This is a genomic window from Quadrisphaera sp. DVD1, from assembly GCF_058932755.1.
Window position 1 is genome coordinate 1 of the sequence record NZ_JBZYWI010000066.1, and the last position, 16,870, is coordinate 16,870.

Sequence of the window (16,870 nt, forward strand, 5' to 3'; positions counted from 1 at the left end):
GCGCGACGCCGTCGCGCACGGCGAGGGTGGCGAAGACGCCCGAGGCGGCGTCGACCCGCCCGGTCACGACCGGCAGGCCCGCCGGCGCGCCCTCGCCCGGCAGCGCCGAGCCGACCGCGGCCAGCAGCGGGCGGGCCTTGGTCCAGCACTCCTCCAGCTCGGCGGCCGGGTCGGACCCGGCGGTGATGCCGCCGCCGACCCCCAGCCACACCCGCCCCCCGGCGGCCTCGAAGGTGCGGATCGCGACGTTGAGCTCGGCGCCCCACGTGGGGCTGGAGAAGCCGATCGCGCCGGTGTAGTGCTCGCGCGCGGTGGCCTCGACCTCGGCGATGACCTCCAGCGCCCGCACCTTGGGAGCGCCGGTCACCGAGCCGGGCGGGAAGGTGGCGCGCAGCACGTCGCCGTCGCTGGCGCCGGGGCGCAGGGTGGCGCGCACGTCGGAGACGAGGTGCCAGACCCCGGCGTGCGCCTCGACCCGGTTCAGCGCCCCCACGGCCACGGTCCCGGGCCGGCTCACCCGGCTCAGGTCGTTGCGCATGAGGTCGACGATCATGACGTTCTCGGCGCGGTCCTTGGCCGAGGCGAGCAGGGCTGCCCGGGCGGCGTCCTGCTGCTCCCGGGTGCCCGTGCGCGGCGCGGTGCCCTTGATCGGCGAGGCGAGCACCTCGCGGCCGCGGCGGCGCCAGAACAGCTCCGGGCTCAGGCTCGCGAGCGCCGCCCCGCCGGGCAGGCGGACGAACGCGGCGTGCGCGGGGGCGAGAGCCTCGACACCGGCGCAGAAGAGGTCCAGCGGGTCGCCGTCGAGGCCGGCGTCGAGGCGCAGGCAGACGTTCGCCTGGAAGACGTCCCCCTCGCGGATGTGCTCCACCGTCCGCGCCACCGCCCGGCGGTGCGCGGCGGCCGACGGGGTCGTCGTGACGGGGCCGAGGGCGAAGGCCGCCCGGCGAGGCGGTGCGGCCAGCGCCGCGACGGCGTCCGCGACGAGGCGCTCGACGCGCTCGGGCGCGGTGCCGGGCAGCCACTCGGCCCACCACGAGCCGTCGGGGCGCAGGCGCAGCACGGAGTCGTAGAACGCCCAGGCGTGCTCCGGCAGGGGCACCGGCCGCTCCCCCGGCGGCGGCAGCACCTCCAGGCGCCGGGCGAGGCCGTGGCCGAGCGAGCCGAACCAGCCGCCGCCGACGTGGTCGGACGCCGGCTCGTCCGCGAGGACGTCGGCCGGTGCGTCCAGCACCTCCCACGGCGCCTGCTCCGGCGGCACCGCGCGCAGGGGGCGGACGGCCATGACCGCGCCTCCCCCGGCCCACGAACCCACCAGTGCCACGAGGCCCGGCTCGTCGCGCAGCCGGCGCAGCGCGTCCGTCGCGGTGCCGTCGAACGGCAGCCGGCGGCGGAGGGGGTCCACCCCGCCATCCAACCGCCTACGGCGGGCCCAGCGGCTCCAGGCCCGCGGCCGCGGCGCCCCGGCTGGTGACCACGGCGGTGGTCCGCTCCTCCGCCCGCGCCAGCCTCTCCACGGGCGCGTTCGGCGCTCCGCCAGCGCGCAGCGCGGCAGCCACGTCGACCACGCCGAGCGGCGGCTCGTCGGGCACGAGCAGCGGCGCGTAGCCGGCCTCGGTGGCCACGAACCGCCCGTCCGGCTGCTCGGTGAGCCCGAAGCGCACGAGCAGCCCCTCGCGCAGCGGCTCTCCGGCCGTGGCGTGGTGGGCGAGGAGGTTGCCCAGGCCGTAGGCGACCCACTCGTCGCCGATCCGCTCCACGGGCTGCACGACGTGCGCGTGGTGGCCCAGGAGCAGGTCGACGTCGGGCGAGGCGAGCAGCCTGGGCGCCACGTCGAGCTGCTGCGCGGTCGGCTCCGGCTGGTACTCCGAGCCCCAGTGCAGCGCGACCACGACGACCTCGGCGCCCTGGGCGCGTGCGGCCGCGGCCTCGCGCAGCACCGCGTCCTCGTCGAGGAGGTCCCCGCGCCAGGCCTCGCCCCCCGGCGCCGGGACGCCGTTGAACCCGTAGGTGAAGGCCAGGAGCGCCACCGCCACCGGGCCCCGCGCGGTCTCGACCCGGAGGACGGTCGGACGGCCGGCCTCCTCGGGCGTGCGCGCGGTGCCGGCGTGCGCCAGCCCGGCCGCGTCGAGGGCGTCGAGGGTCCGGTCCACCCCGGCGGCTCCGGCGTCGAAGCTGTGGTTGGACGCCGTCGTGCAGGCGTCGTACCCGGCCGCCGCGAGCGCGGGGACCACCTGCGGCGGGGCGGCGAACGACGGGTAGCCGCGGTACGGGCCCTCGGCGGGGGCCAGGGGCGTCTCGAGGTGGCAGATCGCGAGGTCGGCGCCGGCCACCCGGGGCCGCACGGCCGCCAGCTGGGGCGCGAAGTCGAGCCCGCCGTCGGCGCCGTCCCCGCCGTCCCCGCCGTCTGCGCGGGCCTGCTCCCACAGCGCCGGGTGCAGCAGGACGTCACCGGTGGCCACGAGCGAGAGCGTCCGCGGTTCCGGGGCGCTCGGCTCCGCTGCCGAGGGCGCGGAGGCGCTGGGGCCCGCTGGCGCGCCGTCCGGCCCGCCGGAGCAGCCGGCCAGGAGGACGGCGCCGAGCAGCAGCCCGGCGCCCCGGCGGCGGCTCAGGAGACCTCGCGCAGCGCCCCGGTGCGCACGTCGTAGACGAAGCCGCGCACGGAGTCCTTGTGCGGGATGGACGGGTCGGCCTGGATCCGGGCGATGCTCTGCCGCACGTCGGCGTCGAGGTCGGTGAAGGCCTCGGCCGCCCAGGCGGGCTTGACGCCGGTCTCCGCCTCGATCGAGCGGCGGAACTCGTCGTCGGTGAAGGTGAGCATCCCGCAGTCCGTGTGGTGGATCAGCACGACCTCGGTCGTGGCGAGCAGGCGCTGGCTGATCGCGAGGGAGCGCAGCTCGTCGGCGGTGATGACGCCGCCGGCGTTGCGGATGACGTGCGCGTCGCCCTCGGCGAGGCCGAGCAGTCCGTAGACGTTCAGGCGCGCGTCCATGCACGCGACGACGGCCACGTGCCTGGCCGGGGGCAGCGGCAGGTCGCCCTGGTCGAAGGACGCGGCGTAGCGCTGGGCGTTGGCGAGGAGCTCGTCGGTGGCGGACATGCGGAGCCTTCCGGAGGTGGGGCGGGAGGCCGAGGCTCGCCGCGCGCCGAGTGCGTGTCAACCCTGCGCGCCTCGTCGAGGAATTCCCGTCCCCGCGCGTCGCTTGACGCCGCCCCGCATTTCCCCATAACGTTCCCCTCGCCCATCCAGAGCGACTGAGAGACCTGGCTCGCCGACGTCGCAGCAACCACCCCTCGGGGAAGGTGCTACCGCCAGGACCGATGGAGGAACACCATGCTCCGCAGCACCCCGGCGCCCTCGCGCGCCGCCGGCACCTTCCTGGTGAGCAGGCGCCACGTCGACCTGTCGATGCAGGCCAGCGCCATGTGTCGGGCCTGACCGCCCCACATCCCCCGGTCACTCCCCGGCGCTGAGCGCGCTCGCGCGGCGCCATCCCACCAGAACCCCAGGAGCACGTGTGCCCACCCCCGTGGGTGTCTCCGTCGACCTCCGAAGCGCTTTCCGTCCTGCATCCTCCAGCGTCTGGGTGCTCACGACCGCGCATTCTTCGGAGCCCGTCGGATTCACCGCCATCTCTGTCGTGTCCGTTTCTCTGGAACCCCCTTTCGTGTCGTTCAACATCTCGAAGACCTCCTCGTCCCTGAGGGCCTTCTTCGAGTCGCGGACGTTCGCGGCGCACCTGCTCGCCGACGACCAGGAGCACGTCGCCCGCACCTTCTCCGGCCCCGCCGCGCAGCGCTTCTCCGGCGCCGCCGCGTGGTCCTGGGACGAGCGCGGCCTGCCCGACCTGGCTGGGGCGGTGGCCCGCCTCAGCGGCCGCATCCCCTCCTTCGTCGACGTCGGCGACAGCCTCATCGCCCTCGGCCAGGTCACCGCGGTCACCTCCACCGACCGCATCCCCCTGGTCCACCGCGACCGCACCTACGCCCCAGCCGCCGTCCCCGTCGGCGCCTGAGACCCCACCCCCCAGCACCACCTCGTCTGCGCGCCGCCCGGCGCGCGGACGCCCCCTGCCCTCTTCCGCCCGACCCGCCCCTGGAGGCACCCCGTGAGCACCCCGCACCGCCGACGACCCAGCACCGCCCTCGCCGCCACCGGCCTGACCGCGCTCGGCGCGCTGTCCCTCTCCGCGTGCGGCCTCGCCGGCGGCGACGCCTCTGCCGAGGCCGGCACCGAGGACCGCTCCATCTCGATCATCGCCACCGACACCCCGGCCTACTCCGAGCCGCTGGAGCTCGCCAGCGACCGGCTGGAGGAGGAGGGCTACGACGTGGAGATCACCTACGTCACCGACATCGTCCAGCCCAACCACGCCGTCTCGCGCGGGGAGGCCGACTACAACTTCTTCCAGCACGGCGCCTACCTGCAGTCCTTCAACCGCGACAACGGCACCGACGTCGTGCCGCTGTTCTACGCGGTCGGCTCGCCGGCCGGCGTGTACTCCACGAAGGTCGACTCGGTCGAGGAGCTGCCCGACGGCGCGCGCATCGCCATCCCGGCCGACCCGGCGAACAACGGGCGCGCCCTGCAGCTGCTGGCCGACGCCGGCCGGCTGAGCGTCGAGGACGGCGTCCCGGTCGTCGAGCTCAGCCAGCAGGACATCACCGACAACCCGCACGACTACCAGTTCATCGAGGTCGACCAGCAGACCCTGACCCAGACGCTGCCCGACGTCGACGCCGGGTTCCTCTTCTCCCGCCAGGCGGTGGAGATGGAGCTCGACCCCGAGGCCGACGCGATCCTGCGCGAGGAGGACGCCGACGCCAAGCCGTACCGGATCGTCTTCGCCGGCCGCCCCGACGAGGTCGGCACCCAGAAGACGAAGGACCTGCAGGCGGCGTTCCAGACCCAGGAGGTCAAGGACTTCTACCTCGACTTCTACGGCGACTGGGCCCCGCTGCCCTGGGACGAGGACCCGGCCGAGCAGCTCTCGCAGTGGTGGAAGGGCTGACGCGTGATCTCCCTGAACAGCATCACCAAGACCTTCGACGGGGACGACGGCCCCTTCCGCGCCGTCGACGAGGTCGACCTGCACGTGGCGCGGGGCGCCGTCCAGGGGATCATCGGCTTCTCCGGCGCCGGGAAGTCGACGCTGGTCCGCACGATCAACCTGCTCGAGCGGCCGGACGCGGGCACCGTCGTCGTCGACGGCGAGGACCTCACCGCGCTGCCCGAGCGCGAGCTGCGGGCCCGGCGGGCGAAGATCGGGATGATCTTCCAGCACTTCAACCTGCTGGAGAACCTCACCGCGGCCGAGAACGTCGACCTGGCCCTGCGGATCGCCGGGGTGCCGCGCGCCCGCCGCGCGGCGAAGGTGGCGGCCAGCCTGGAGGTGGTCGACCTCGGCGACAAGGCCGGGACGTACCCGTCCAAGCTGTCCGGCGGCCAGAAGCAGCGGGTGGCCATCGCCCGGGCCCTGGCCAACGAGCCCAGCGTGCTGCTGTGCGACGAGCCGACCAGCGCCGTCGACCCGGCCACGACGATCTCGGTGCTGCAGTACCTCAAGGACGTCAACGAGCAGCTGGGGATCACGATCGTGCTGGTCACGCACCAGATGAACGTCGTCAAGGCGCTGGCGCAGGACGTGGCGGTGATGGAGGCCGGCCGGGTCGTGGAGCACCTGCGCCTCGACGGCTCGCCGCTGGCCCCGCGCAGCGACATCGCCAAGTTCCTCCTGGACGACGAGATCCGCCTGGCCCCCAGCACCTCCGAGACCGGCCGCGCGCTGCGCGAGGCCGACCTGCGCGAGGCGGTGGGCGCCCGTGGGTGACCGGGGAGGCTGGTCCGCCGTCGTCGAGGTCTGGCCCGAGATGCTCGAGGCCCTGGGCCAGACCGGCCTCATGGTGGCGATCGCGATGCCGCTGGCGGTGCTCTTCGGGGTCCCGATCGGCGTCCTGCTCTACGTCAGCCAGCCCGGCGGGCTCGCCCCCGCCCCGCTGCGATTCCGGGTGGTGGACGCCGCGGTGAACCTCGTGCGCTCCTTCCCCTTCCTCATCCTGCTCATCGCGATCATCCCGCTGACCCGGCTGATCGTCGGGACGAGCGTGGGCACGGTGGCCGTCACGGTGCCGCTGACGATCAACGCGACCGCCTACCTGGCCCGGTTCGTGGAGCAGAACCTGCTCTCGGTGCCGCTGGGGGTCGTCGAGGCCGCGCGCTCGCTGGGCGCCAGCCGCCGGCGGGCCGTCTGGAGCGTGGTGCTCGTCGAGGCCCGCCCGGGGCTGGCGAGCTCGTTCACGATCATGCTCGTGAGCTTCCTGTCCTACTCCGCGATCGCCGGGCTGGTCGGCGGCGGAGGCATCGGCGACTTCGCCATCCGCTACGGCTACTACCGCTACGAGACCGCGGTGATGGTCACCGCGATCGTCGTCATGGTGCTGCTCGTCCAGGTGGTGCAGCGGGCCGGGACCCTGACCGTTCGACGACTGGACAAGCGACTGTGACCGCCTCGATCCCCGCCCCCGCCCGGCCCGCCGGGCCGCCCCGGAAGCGCCTGCTGCTGAGCGCCTTCGTCATGGCCACGCCGGGGCACATCCTCGAGGGGCTGTGGCGCCACCCCCGCGCCCAGCAGGCCCGCTTCGACGAGCTCTCGCTGTGGACGGACCTGGCCCGCGAGCTGGAGGCGGCGCGCTTCGACGCGCTCTTCTTCGCCGACGTCGTCGGGCTCTACGGCGACTACCGCGGCGGCTGGGACACCTTCGTCACCGAGGGCCTGCAGATCCCCTCGCACGACCCGTCGGTGATGCTCTCCGCCCTCGGCGCGGTGACCGAGCACCTCGGCCTGGCCTGGACCAGCTCGGTGATCCAGGAGCACCCCTTCACGTTCGCCCGGCGCGCGGCCACGCTCGACCACCTCACGAAGGGGCGGATCGGCTGGAACATCGTCACCTCGGCGCTGGAGAACGCGCACCGCAACTACGGGCTGCCGGGGCTGACCCCGCACGACGAGCGCTACGCGTGGGCCGACGAGTACGTCGACGTCGTCTACAAGCTGCTCGAGGGCAGCTGGGACGACGGCGCGGTGCTGCGCGACGCCCCGGGCAACCGGTTCTCCGACCCCGCGCGGATCCACAAGATCCACCACTCCGGCCCCCGCTACGACGTCGAGGGGCCGCACCTCGTGGCCCCCTCCCCCCAGCGCACGCCCGTGCTCTTCCAGGCGGGCAGCTCCCCGGCCGGGATGGACTTCGCGGCCCGCAACGCCGAGGCGGTCTTCCTCTTCGCCAGCTCGCCGGGCAACGCCGCGAAGACGACCACCCGCGTGCGCCAGCTCGCGGTCGAGCAGGGACGCCGCCCGGGCGACGTGAAGTTCTTCACCGGCCTGTCGCTCGTGGTCGGCAGCACCGAGGCCGAGGCGCGGCGCCTGAAGGCCGACTACGACCAGTACCTGTCGGTGGAGGGCCTCGCGGCGCACATGCTCGGCGGCATGGGCGTGGACCTCGGCGACGCCCCTGTGGACACCCCGCTCAAGGACGTGCAGACCGAGGGCAGCCGCGGCATCCTCCAGTCGATCATCGACTCGGTGCCCGGCGGGAACCCCACGATCGAGGACATGGTCCGCTACCGGTCGGAGAAGATGCGCCTGGTCGGCACGCCGGAGCAGGTGGCCGACCAGCTCGAGGCCTGGCAGGCGGCGGGCGTCGACGGGATCAACATCATCAACCACGTGATCCCCGACAGCTACACCGAGGTGGTCGAGGGGCTGCTGCCGGAGCTGCGCCGCCGCGGCCTGGCCCAGAGCGAGTACGCGCCGGGCACCTTCCGCGACAAGCTCTTCGGCACCACCGAGCGCGGAGGGCGCCTCGACGAGCGCCACCCGGCCACCCGCTACCGGGGCGCCTTCGCCGGGCTGCCGCGGTGACGGCGACGCTGCTGGCCCGCCCCGGTCGCCGGCTCACCGCCGCGCAGGAGCACTGGTTCGCGGTCGCCGCGGAGGTGGCCGCGAGGCTGGCCGAGGACGCCCTCGAGCGCGACCGGGCGGGGCGGCCGCCGTTCGCCGAGGTGGCGCTGCTGCGCGAGGCGGGCCTGCTGCCGCTGAACCTGCCGGCGCGCTCCGGCGGCGGCGGGCAGTCCCTGGCCACGGCCCTGGAGGTCACCCAGCTCATCGGCCGCGCCGACAGCTCCATCGGGCTGCTGCTCGGCTACCACTACGTCTTCCAGACGTTCGCCCACCTCGACCTCGACCCCGAGCGCAGCGCAGCCCTGCACGAGGAGACGGTGCGCGACGGGCTCCTGTGGGCCTCCACCGGCACCCCGCAGGGCGAGCAGCTGCGGGCCACGGCCCTGGCGGACGGGGCGTACCGGGTCTGCGGCGCGAAGCCGTTCAGCACCGGGTCGCGGGTGGCCGACCGCCTCTACGCCACGGCGGTGGACGAGGCCGGGGACCGGATCTCCTTCGTCCTCGACACCGGCTGGCCCGGCGTCGTGCGCCACGACGACTGGGACGTCCTGGGCTCGCGCCTCACCGCCACCGACACGATCGAGCTGGTCGACGTCCACGTGCCCGCGAGCGCCGTCGTGGTCAACCGCGGCCGCGGCGACGAGACCCGCGACCCCCACCAGGTGCTCACCACGCCGTCCTTCCAGCTGCTGTTCTCGCACGCCTACCTGGCCTCGGCCGAGGGCGCGCTGCTCCAGGCCCGGGAGTACACCCGCGCCTCCTCGCGGCCGTGGTTCCACGCCGCGCCCGGGGTCGAGGAGGCCGGCGACGACCCGTTCGTCCAGAACCTCTACGGCGAGCTCGTCGCGCGCCAGCACGCCGTGGCGGCGTCGGTGCAGACGGCCACCGACGCCCTGGAGTGGGCGGTGGCCCGCGGGGAGCACCTCAGCGCGACGGAGCGGGCCGAGGTGGCCGAGCTGGTCGCCGCCGCGAAGGTGGTCTCCACGCAGTTCGCCGTCGAGACCACGAGCCGCGTCTTCGAGACGGTCGGCGCCCGGGCGACCGGCACCCGTCACGGCTTCGACCGGTACTGGCGCGACGTGCGCACGCACAGCCTCCACGACCCGGTGGCGTACAAGCTCAACGAGCTGGGCCAGTGGTTCCTGCTGGAGCGGGCGCCGGTGCCCTCCGCCTACCGCTGACCCGCCGCGCTCGCCCCGATCATGGAGGCATGACGACCGCGCGCTCGGTGCTGCTGCTCGCCCTCGCCGCGCTCTGCGAGATCGGCGGGGCGTGGCTCGTGTGGCAGGCCGTGCGCGAGGGCCGGGCCTGGTGGTGGGCCGGCCTCGGCGTCATGGCGCTGGGGCTCTACGGCTTCGTCGCCACGCTCCAGCCCTCGGCCGACTTCGGGCGGGTCCTCGCCGCGTACGGCGGGGTGTTCGTGGCGGGCTCGCTCGCCTGGGGAGCGCTCGTCGACGGCTTCCGCCCCGACCGCTGGGACGTCGCCGGGGCCCTGGTGTGCCTGGCCGGTGTGGTCCTCATCATGTACGCCCCGCGCGGCGCCTGAGCCCGCCCGGCTGACCGGACGCCGCGCCGCAGCCCGCGGGCCGACCCCGGCCACCCCGCGGCTGGGGGAGGATGGGGGCATGGCAGCAGCGGTGACGTCGACCCCTCCGGCCCCAGGGACGGCGTCCGGCGCGGCGTCGGTGCTGCCGGTCGGCGCCGAGGCGGCCCGCCGCCGCTCCTTCGCCGTCATCAGCCACCCGGACGCCGGCAAGTCGACCCTGACCGAGGCGCTGGCCCTGCACGCGAAGGTGATCAGCCAGGCCGGTGCCGTGCACGGCAAGGGCGACCGGCGCGGCACGGTCTCGGACTGGATGGACATGGAGCGGGCCCGCGGCATCTCCATCACCTCCGCCGCGCTGCAGTTCGACTACCGCGGCGTGGTCGTCAACCTCCTCGACACCCCCGGCCACGCCGACTTCTCCGAGGACACCTACCGGGTGCTGTCGGCGGTGGACTCCGCGGTGATGCTCATCGACGCCGCCAAGGGCCTCGAGCCGCAGACCATGAAGCTCTTCGAGGTCTGCCGCCACCGGGGCATCCCCCTGGTCACGGTGATCAACAAGTGGGACCGCCCGGGCAAGGACGCCCTGGACCTCATGGACGAGATCACCGAGCGCACCGGCCTCGTGCCGACCCCGCTGACCTGGCCGGTCGGCATCGCCGGCGACTTCCGCGGCGTCGTCGAGCGCTCCAGCGGCGACTACCTCCGCTTCACCCGCACCGCCGGGGGCGCCACCGCAGCGCCGGAGGAGCGCCTCTCCCCCGCCCAGGCGGCCGCTCTGGAGGGCGGGGCGTGGGAGACCGCGCAGGAGGAGAGCGAGCTGCTCTCCGCCACGGGCGCCGACCTCGACGTCGAGACCTTCCTGTCCGGCGCCACCACGCCGGTGCTCTTCGGCTCCGCGGTGTCGAACTTCGGCGTCCGGGCGCTGCTCGACGCCCTCGTCGAGCTGGCGCCCGCGCCGTCCCCGCGTCCGGACGTCACCGGCGCCCGGCGCCCCCTCGACGCCCCGTTCAGCGCGTTCGTCTTCAAGGTGCAGGCGGGCATGAACACCGCCCACCGCGACCGCCTCGCCTTCGTGCGGGTCTGCTCGGGCGTCTTCGAGCGCGGCATGGTCGTCACCCACGCCCCCACCGGCCGCCCGTTCGCCACCAAGTACGCCCAGCAGGTCTTCGGCCGCGAGCGCACCACCGTCGACGTGGCCTACCCCGGGGACGTCGTCGGCCTGGTCAACGCCGCCGCCCTGCGCGTCGGCGACAGCCTCTACGCCGAGGACGCCGTCACCTACCCGCCGATGCCCACCTTCGCGCCCGAGCACTTCGCGGTCGTGCGCGCCGAGGACTCCGGGCGCTCCAAGCAGTTCCGCCGCGGCATCGAGCAGCTCGACTCCGAGGGCGTGGTCCAGGTGCTGCGCTCGGACCTGCGCGGGGACCAGGCGCCGGTGCTGGCCGCCGTCGGGCCGATGCAGTTCGAGGTGGTCGAGCACCGGATGAGCACGGAGTTCGGCTCGGCCGTGCACCTGGACCGCCTGGACTACACCCTGGCCCGGCGCACGACGGCCGAGTCGGCGCCGGCGCTGAGCCGCGCCCGCGGCGCCGAGGTGCTGGCCCGCAGCGACGGCGAGCTGCTGGCCGTCTTCACCGACAAGTGGCGCCTGCAGACGATCCAGCGGGAGAACCCCGACGCCGTCCTGGAGCCCCTCGTCGCCACGGCCTAGGGGCGCCCGCCCGGCAGGGTGAGGACCTCGACGCCGTCGCTCGTGATGGCGACCGTGTGCTCGCTGTGCGCGGTCCGGCAGCCCGTCGCGCTCCGGAGCGTCCACCCGTCGGCGTCGGTGACCAGCTCCGCGGTGTCCGCCATCACCCACGGCTCCAGGGCCAGCAGCAGCCCCGGGCGCAGGCGGTAGCCGCGGCCGGGCCGCCCGGCGTTGGCGATGTGCGGGTCCTGGTGCATGGTCGACCCGACGCCGTGCCCGCCGAACTCGGTGTTGACCGGGTACCCCGCGTCGGTCAGGACCGCGCCGATGGCGGCGGAGATGTCGCCGGTGCGCGCCCCGGGGCCGGCGGCGGCGATCGCTGCGGCCAGCGCCCGCTCGGTCGCGCTGATCAGCGCGGCGTCCTCCGGGCGCTCCGAGCCGCCCACGACGAAGCTGATGGCCGAGTCCGCGACGACGCCGCCGAGGGAGACGGCGAGGTCGAGGGAGAGCAGGTCGCCGTCCGCGAGCGCGTAGTCGTGGGGCAGCCCGTGCAGCACGGCGTCGTTGACCGACGTGCAGATGTAGTGGCCGAACGGCCCGCGCCCGAAGGACGGCGCGTAGTCGACGTAGCAGGACACCGCCCCGGCCTCGAGGATCATCGCCTGGGCCCACTGGTCGATGTCCAGGAGGTTGGTGCCCACGGCGCTGCGGCTCTTCATCGCCTGCAGGACCTCCGCGACGAGGGCGCCCGCCTCCCTCGCTCGGGGCAGCTGGCTGGGGTCAAGGATCTCGATCACGCGGCGCCCTTCCGTGGCCGACGACTATCCCGGTAAGACTATCCCGGCCCTAGGATCGGTGCCGTGGTCAGGACGCCGCACACCCCCGCGGAGGTCGAGCGCGGCCGGCGCCTCGGAGCCGTGCTGCGCCGCGCCCGGGGGCAGCGCCCGATGCTCGAGACCGCGATCGACGCGGGCGTCTCCCCCGAGACCCTCCGCAAGATCGAGTCGGGGCGCGTGGCCACCCCCGCCTTCTCGACCGTCGCGGCGATCACCGGGGTCCTGGGCCTCTCCCTCGACGCGGTGTGGGCCGAGATCCACCAGCCCGACGCCGGGGTGGCGCCGAGCGGCGCCGGGAGCGGCGGGAGCGAGGAGCTGGCCTCCTGAGCCCCGGGCGGCGGCCGCGGTCAGAGCGCGAGGTCGAGCGCGGCCCAGGACACCGGCGGCAGCTCCACCCTCACGGCGCCGGGCAGCAGCGTGACGTCCGCAGCGCGCGGGACGACGCGCTCGGGGTCGGCGAGCGTGTTCCTCGCGTACGGGTCGTCGTCGCTGAGCACCTGGCCGCTGACGCCGACCACCTCCCCCAGCGCCGCGCAGTCCAGCACCACCGTGACCGCCTCGGTGGTGCTGCGGTTGACGAGGAAGGCGCTGGCGGTGCCGCTGGCGCGATCGAGCGTGGCAACCGCGTCGACCACCGGGGCGTCGCCGTGGGCGGCGGTGGGCTGCACCGGTGCGTCGACGCTCACGCGGAGCACCTCGCCGCGGGCCGTCCGCGCCGCCTGGGCGAAGGGGTGGAAGGTCGTCTGGCGCCACGCCGGCCCGCCCGGCTTGGTCATGATCGGCGCGATGACGTTGACCAGCTGCGCCATGCTCGCCGCCCGCACCCGGTCGCAGTGGCGCAGCAGGGAGATGAGCAGGCTGCCCACGACGACGGCGTCGGCGACGGAGTAGGAGTCCTCCAGCAGCCGCGGCGCCTGGGGCCAGTGCTCGACGTCCGTGATCTTCTCGACCTGCTCGAAGCGGCTCAGGTACCAGACGTTCCACTCGTCGAAGGAGACGGAGATCCGCTTGGTGGCGCCCCGCTCGGCGCGCACGGCGTCCGCGGTGGCCACGACGTCCTCGATGAAGCGGTCCATCTCCAGCGCGGAGGCCAGGAAGCTCTCGAGGTCGCCGTCGTGCTCCTCGAAGTAGGCGTGGCAGGAGATGTGGTCGACGAGGTCGTAGCAGTGCTCCAGCACCGTCCGCTCCCAGGCCCCGAAGGTCGGCATCTTCGCCCCGGAGCTGCCGCAGGCGACGAGCTCGAGGTCGGGGTCGAGCTGGCGCATGGCGCTGGCGGTCTGGGCGGCGAGCTTCCCGTAGTCCTCGGCGCTGCGGTGGCCCAGCTGCCAGGGCCCGTCCATCTCGTTGCCCAGGCACCACATCCGCACCCGGTGCGGCTCCGGCGTCCCGTTGGCCACCCGCTGGTCCGACAGCTGCGTGCCGGAGCGGATGTTCGCGTACTCGAGCAGGTCGAGCGCCTCGGCCACGCCCCGGGTGCCGAGGTTGACGGCCAGCATGAGCTCCGCGCCGGCCCGGTCGGCCCAGCGGGCGAACTCGTCCAGGCCCACCTGGTTGGTCTCCACCGAGTGCCAGGCCAGGTCGAGGCGGCGCGGTCGCTGCTCGCGCGGGCCGACGCCGTCCTCCCACCGGTAGCCGGAGACGAAGTTGCCCCCGGGGTAGCGGATGGTGGTCACCCCGAGCTCGCGGACGAGGTCCAGCACGTCGGTGCGGAAGCCGTCCTCGTCGGCGGTGGGGTGCCCGGGCTCGTACAGCCCGTCGTAGACGCACCGCCCCAGGTGCTCGACGAACGAGCCGAAGAGCCGCCTCGGCACGGTCGCCACGGCGGTGCTCTCGATCTTCACGCTGGCCTGCGTCACGGTTCCTCCGTCGGTGGGGTGCGCGCGCTCACGAGCCGGCGCGCACGACGACGACGGCGACGTCGTCCTCGTGGGCCTCGGGCAGCATGCGGGCCAGGAGCGCGTCGGCGAGGTCCTCCACCGGGAGGTCGGCCAGCGCCGCGAGCTCCTCGGCCAGGACGGCCAGCCCCTCCTGCAGCGAGCGGTCGCGCCGCTCGACGAGGCCGTCGGTGTAGAGCACCAGCGCGGCGCCGGGCGGCAGGTCGGCCTCGTGGTCGCTGCGCCGGGTGTGCCGGTCCAGGCCCAGCAGCGCCTCGGGCGGGGTCTCGAGCGCCGCCACGGCGCCGTCGGCGTGCACGACCATCGGGGGCAGGTGGCCGGCGTTGGACCACTTCATCCGGCGGGAGCCCGCCCTCGCGCCGCCCTCGCCGCCCGGCGCCTCCTCGATCTGCACGAGGACGGCCGTGGCCATGGTCTCCACGCCCAGCCCTGCCATCGCGTCGTCGACGCGGGCGAGCACCTGGGCCGGGCTGTCGGTGCGGTGGTAGCCCAGCAGCCGCATCATCGACCGCAGCTGGCCCATCGTCGCTGCGGCCCGCAGGTCGTGACCGACCACGTCGCCGATCGCCACCACGGCGCTGCCGTCGGCCTGGGCGAACGAGTCGTGCCAGTCGCCACCGACCGCCGCCTCGGCCGCCGCCGGGAGGTAGCGCAGGGCGATCTGCAGGTCCTCCGGCTGCGTGCCCGAGACGAGCAGCGCCTCCTGCAGGGCCACGGCGGCGTCGCGCTGCTCGGCGTACAGCCGGGCGTTGTCCAGGGCCAGGGCCGCCCGGTCGGCGAGCAGCTCGGCCAGCGCCACGTCGTCGGCGTCGTAGGCGTCGTCGTCCTCGGTGCGGAGGAGGTGCAGCTCGCCGACCAGTCGGTCGCGGGCCCGCAGCGGCACCCCGAGCGACGTGGTGATCCGCCGGCTCCGGGCGACCTCCGACCGCACCGGCCCCATCCGCGCCAGCGTCGAGGCGTCCATGACCGAGACCTGCGAGGCCCCGGTGGCCAGCACGCGACCGGGGCCGTCCGAGTCGCTCGTGCTCACCGCGTACGTGCCCAGCGCCCGCTGCAGCGCGGCCTCCTCCTCCGGGTCGACGTGGTGGACGGAGGAGGAGCGCGCGACCACGGCGCCGCGGCGGTCCAGGGTGTAGACGACGGCGGCGCGGCCCAGCTCCGGCACGGCGATCCGGGTGACGGCGGCCAGGACGGCGTCCTCGTGGACGCCGGCGCGCAGCAGCTCCCCGGACGCCGCCATCAGCGCCACCCGCCGCTGCGCGACCTCCGCCACCCGCAGGGCCTCGGCGGCACGGGCGGCGGTCTCGCGCAGGGCGACCTCGGTGGTGGCCACCTCGGCGAGCGTGGCGAGCACGCGCCGGTCGACGTCGGTCCAGGTGCGCGGCCGGGTGTCGATGACGCAGAACGAGCCGAGCACGTGGCCGTCGGGGCTGCGGAAGGGGTAGCCGGCCCAGGCGACGACGCCCCGCGAGGCGATCGAGGGGTTGTCCGCGGTCAGCGGGTCCAGGCGGACGTCATCGGAGACGAGCGGCCGCCCGGACGCGACGACGTACTGGCAGAACGACTCGACGACGTCCTGCTGCACGGGCTGGTCCGGCAGGTCGTCGACGCCGACGCGGCTCTTCCAGAACGAGCGCTCCGCGTCGACGAGCGTGACCATGGCGTACGGCGTGCCGAGCAGGTCGCGGGCGAGAGCCGCCAGGCGGTCGAAGGACTCCTCGGGAACGGTGTCGAGCAGCCCGCTGCGCGCCACCGCCGCGAGGCGCGCTGCATCGCGGACGGCGTCGGTCGGCACCCTCCCATCCTGCCCGACGGCGCCTGCGGGGGTGACGAGGCGGCTCCGGGGCGCCGGGGCCACGGGATCAGTCGGGCAGCAGGCGGCGGACGACGCCCTTGATCGTCGCGCCGGCGCGGTAGGACTGCACCAGCCACGACCCGCAGACGATGTTGGCGCCCGCCAGCACGGGCACGGCGAACTGCGCGAGGCGCTGGCGCCGCTGCCAGGTGGCGATCTCCGCGGGGGTGCCCGGGGCCGGGATGGTGGCGTCCTGGACCTCCAGCTGCTCGCCGCGGGCGTGCGCCGCCTCGGCGAGCTTCCCGATCCTGGCGCCGCTGTAGGCGGAGTACGCCGTCGCTCCCGCGCCGGCGACCGCGATGCCCGCCTTGAGCGCGCCCACCGAGGCGAAGCCCTGCTGCAGCGCCACCCGGCGTCCGCCCACGCGGGTCAGCTGGAGCCCGGCGACGAGCACAGCGCCGATGCCCGCCCACTGGGCGGGGGCGAAGCGGCTCCACGCCGAGCTCGCCACGCGGATCCGGTCGATGCCCTGCGCGAGGTCGCCGCCGGACTTGTTCACCCCGGCCACGCCCATCACCGAGCCGCCGAACCACAGCCCCGCCCCGAGGTCGTGGATCGCCTGGGCGACGAAGTGGTTGTCGGTGTCTGCCATGGTGGCCCCCGTGCGCTGGTCGTGCTCCTGAGTGGGTCGCCGGCGGGTTACCCGGTCACCGGCGGGGCAAACTCAGCGCCGCCCACGCCCGCCGCAGGTCTCCGCCGCGGCGCAGCGCCTCGCTGACGACCATCACGGCGTTGACCGCGATGCCCGAGACGACCAGCAGGCGCCCCGCCCCCGGCACGCCGCGCCGCCGGGCGTGCAGGGGGAGCCCCAGCCCCCACGCCACGGTGCTCAGCGTCCCCGCGGCGTACATCGCGGCCCGGGCCGCGGGCGACGCCGCCCGCAGCGACGCGGCGTCCGTGCGCGCGCTGAGCAGCGGCAGGTGGGAGAAGACCCAGCGCAGCCCCGGCGGGTAGAGGTGCGGGTGGCTGGTCCCGTGCAGGCCGTACCCGGTGAAGGCGATGCCGCCCAGGCGCCCGACCAGCCAGTGGGCGCTGGCGTGCTCGGTGAAGTACGCGAGGAGGCGGGCGGCCACCATCCAGCGCGTGC

Annotated in this window: 17 protein-coding genes and 1 riboswitch; of the genes, 9 read left to right on the forward strand and 8 right to left on the reverse strand. The window is 75.0% G+C overall.

What is annotated here, in order from left to right; genetic code table 11:
* The 3 genes from AC5FZL_RS09370 to AC5FZL_RS09380 all read right to left on the reverse strand — a co-directional run.
* The coding region (locus AC5FZL_RS09370) for an aminodeoxychorismate synthase component I (protein WP_493618314.1) at positions 1–1,402 on the reverse strand (1,402 nt) is incomplete at its 3' end.
* Between the two features lie 16 nt (positions 1,403–1,418).
* Positions 1,419–2,459, reverse strand: a complete 1,041-nt coding sequence (locus tag AC5FZL_RS09375) for a CapA family protein (RefSeq protein WP_493618315.1) — start codon at positions 2,457–2,459, stop codon at positions 1,419–1,421.
* A 146-nt stretch (positions 2,460–2,605) separates the two neighbouring features.
* Positions 2,606–3,097, reverse strand: a complete 492-nt coding sequence (locus AC5FZL_RS09380; protein WP_493618316.1) for a beta-class carbonic anhydrase — start codon at positions 3,095–3,097, stop codon at positions 2,606–2,608.
* Positions 3,098–3,236: 139 nt separating this feature from the next.
* A riboswitch (SAM riboswitch) is annotated at positions 3,237–3,325 on the forward strand.
* A gap of 202 nt (positions 3,326–3,527) precedes the next feature.
* Here AC5FZL_RS09380 and AC5FZL_RS09385 point away from each other — a divergent pair.
* The 8 genes from AC5FZL_RS09385 (at position 3,528) to AC5FZL_RS09420 (ending at position 11,218) form a co-directional block, all read left to right on the forward strand.
* A complete protein-coding gene (locus tag AC5FZL_RS09385) occupies positions 3,528–4,013 on the forward strand; it encodes a flavin reductase family protein (RefSeq protein ID WP_493618329.1) in 486 nt (161 codons plus the stop codon).
* 93 nt (positions 4,014–4,106) lie between these two features.
* Complete coding sequence (locus tag AC5FZL_RS09390) at positions 4,107–5,009, forward strand: MetQ/NlpA family ABC transporter substrate-binding protein (protein ID WP_493618317.1); 903 nt, start codon at positions 4,107–4,109, stop codon at positions 5,007–5,009.
* A gap of 3 nt (positions 5,010–5,012) precedes the next feature.
* Positions 5,013–5,828 carry a methionine ABC transporter ATP-binding protein gene (locus AC5FZL_RS09395; RefSeq protein WP_493618318.1) on the forward strand — a complete coding sequence of 272 codons (816 nt, stop codon included), beginning with the start codon at positions 5,013–5,015 and terminating at the stop codon, positions 5,826–5,828.
* Positions 5,829–5,868: 40 nt separating this feature from the next.
* Positions 5,869–6,501 (forward strand): methionine ABC transporter permease, encoded by a 633-nt coding sequence (locus AC5FZL_RS09400; protein WP_493618330.1) that lies wholly within the window; start codon positions 5,869–5,871, stop codon positions 6,499–6,501.
* On the forward strand, positions 6,498–7,919 hold the full coding sequence (locus AC5FZL_RS09405) for an LLM class flavin-dependent oxidoreductase (RefSeq protein ID WP_493618319.1): 1,422 nt from the start codon (positions 6,498–6,500) through the stop codon (positions 7,917–7,919). The genes AC5FZL_RS09400 and AC5FZL_RS09405 overlap by 4 nt, the downstream gene beginning before the upstream one ends.
* The gene (locus tag AC5FZL_RS09410) at positions 7,916–9,139 is read left to right on the forward strand and encodes an acyl-CoA dehydrogenase family protein (protein WP_493618320.1); all 1,224 of its coding nucleotides are present in this window, start codon (positions 7,916–7,918) and stop codon (positions 9,137–9,139) included. Before AC5FZL_RS09405 ends, AC5FZL_RS09410 begins: the two co-directional genes overlap by 4 nt.
* Positions 9,140–9,168: 29 nt before the next feature.
* The gene (locus AC5FZL_RS09415) at positions 9,169–9,504 is read left to right on the forward strand and encodes a YnfA family protein (protein ID WP_493618321.1); all 336 of its coding nucleotides are present in this window, start codon (positions 9,169–9,171) and stop codon (positions 9,502–9,504) included.
* 79 nt (positions 9,505–9,583) lie between these two features.
* The gene (locus AC5FZL_RS09420; RefSeq protein WP_493618322.1) at positions 9,584–11,218 is read left to right on the forward strand and encodes a peptide chain release factor 3; all 1,635 of its coding nucleotides are present in this window, start codon (positions 9,584–9,586) and stop codon (positions 11,216–11,218) included.
* On the opposite strand, the gene map is transcribed toward AC5FZL_RS09420, so the two are convergent.
* Complete coding sequence (gene map, locus AC5FZL_RS09425) at positions 11,215–11,994, reverse strand: type I methionyl aminopeptidase (RefSeq protein WP_493618323.1); 780 nt, start codon at positions 11,992–11,994, stop codon at positions 11,215–11,217. The genes AC5FZL_RS09420 and map overlap by 4 nt on opposite strands.
* A gap of 63 nt (positions 11,995–12,057) precedes the next feature.
* Between map and AC5FZL_RS09430 the strand changes: the two genes are divergently transcribed.
* Positions 12,058–12,360, forward strand: a complete 303-nt coding sequence (locus AC5FZL_RS09430) for a helix-turn-helix domain-containing protein (protein ID WP_493618324.1) — start codon at positions 12,058–12,060, stop codon at positions 12,358–12,360.
* 20 nt (positions 12,361–12,380) lie between these two features.
* Here AC5FZL_RS09430 and arfA read toward each other — a convergent pair whose 3' ends face one another.
* The 4 genes from arfA to AC5FZL_RS09450 all read right to left on the reverse strand — a co-directional run.
* The gene (arfA, locus tag AC5FZL_RS09435) at positions 12,381–13,889 is read right to left on the reverse strand and encodes an arabinosylfuranosidase ArfA (RefSeq protein ID WP_493618325.1); all 1,509 of its coding nucleotides are present in this window, start codon (positions 13,887–13,889) and stop codon (positions 12,381–12,383) included.
* 28 nt (positions 13,890–13,917) lie between these two features.
* Entirely contained in the window at positions 13,918–15,723 is a 1,806-nt protein-coding gene (locus AC5FZL_RS09440) for a GAF domain-containing SpoIIE family protein phosphatase (RefSeq protein WP_493618326.1), read from the reverse strand.
* Between the two features lie 67 nt (positions 15,724–15,790).
* Positions 15,791–16,375, reverse strand: coding sequence for a hypothetical protein (locus AC5FZL_RS09445; protein ID WP_493618327.1), 585 nt, complete (start codon positions 16,373–16,375; stop codon positions 15,791–15,793).
* 55 nt (positions 16,376–16,430) lie between these two features.
* Positions 16,431–16,870: hypothetical protein (locus AC5FZL_RS09450; protein ID WP_493618328.1), on the reverse strand; the 440-nt coding region annotated here is incomplete at its 5' end.

Excerpts from the sequence above, each read along its gene's own strand:
- AC5FZL_RS09445 (WP_493618327.1), bottom strand. The coding sequence starts at position 16,375 with ATGGCAGACACCGACAACCACTTCGTCGCCCAGGCGATCCACGACCTC.
- AC5FZL_RS09400 (WP_493618330.1), top strand. The coding sequence starts at position 5,869 with ATGCTCGAGGCCCTGGGCCAGACCGGCCTCATGGTGGCGATCGCGATG.
- AC5FZL_RS09380 (WP_493618316.1), bottom strand. The coding sequence starts at position 3,097 with ATGTCCGCCACCGACGAGCTCCTCGCCAACGCCCAGCGCTACGCCGCG.
- AC5FZL_RS09420 (WP_493618322.1), top strand. The coding sequence starts at position 9,584 with ATGGCAGCAGCGGTGACGTCGACCCCTCCGGCCCCAGGGACGGCGTCC.
- AC5FZL_RS09415 (WP_493618321.1), top strand. The coding sequence starts at position 9,169 with ATGACGACCGCGCGCTCGGTGCTGCTGCTCGCCCTCGCCGCGCTCTGC.